1 protein-coding gene is annotated in these 703 nt (G+C 67.6%); it reads left to right on the top strand.

Going from position 1 to position 703, the window contains the following annotated elements:
* Positions 1–703: GTP-binding protein (locus tag MZTS_RS24425; protein ID WP_192285903.1), on the top strand; the 703-nt coding region annotated here is incomplete at both ends.

The raw sequence follows: 703 nt of genomic DNA on the forward strand, positions 1-703 counted from the left end.
AAGCCGCACTGCAACATCGGCACGATCGGGCACGTCGATCACGGCAAGACGTCGCTGACGGCGGCGATCACGAAGGTTCTGGCCGAGTCCGGCGGCGCCACCTTCACGGCCTACGACCAGATCGACAAGGCGCCGGAGGAGAAGGCGCGCGGCATCACGATCTCGACCGCCCACGTCGAGTACGAGACCCAGAACCGCCACTACGCCCACGTCGACTGCCCCGGCCACGCCGACTACGTGAAGAACATGATCACCGGCGCCGCCCAGATGGACGGCGCGATCCTGGTGGTCTCGGCCGCCGACGGCCCGATGCCGCAGACCCGCGAGCACATCCTGCTGGCCCGTCAGGTCGGCGTGCCGGCGCTGGTGGTGTTCCTCAATAAGGTCGACATGGTCGACGACGAGGAGCTCCTGGAGCTGGTCGAGCTCGAGGTGCGCGAGCTGCTCTCGAAGTACGACTTCCCCGGCGACGACATCCCGATCACCAAGGGCTCGGCCCTGATGGCGCTCGAGGACAAGGAGCCGAAGATCGGCCGTGACGCCGTTCTGGCCCTGATGGCGACCGTGGATGCCTACATCCCGCAGCCGGAGCGCCCGATCGACATGCCGTTCCTGATGCCGATCGAGGACGTGTTCTCGATCTCGGGCCGCGGCACGGTGGTGACCGGCCGCGTCGAGCGCGGCATCGTCAAGGTCGGCGAAG

The sequence above is a fragment of the Methylorubrum zatmanii genome, from assembly GCF_014845115.1.
In the GTDB taxonomy this organism is placed as follows: domain Bacteria; phylum Pseudomonadota; class Alphaproteobacteria; order Rhizobiales; family Beijerinckiaceae; genus Methylobacterium; species Methylobacterium zatmanii.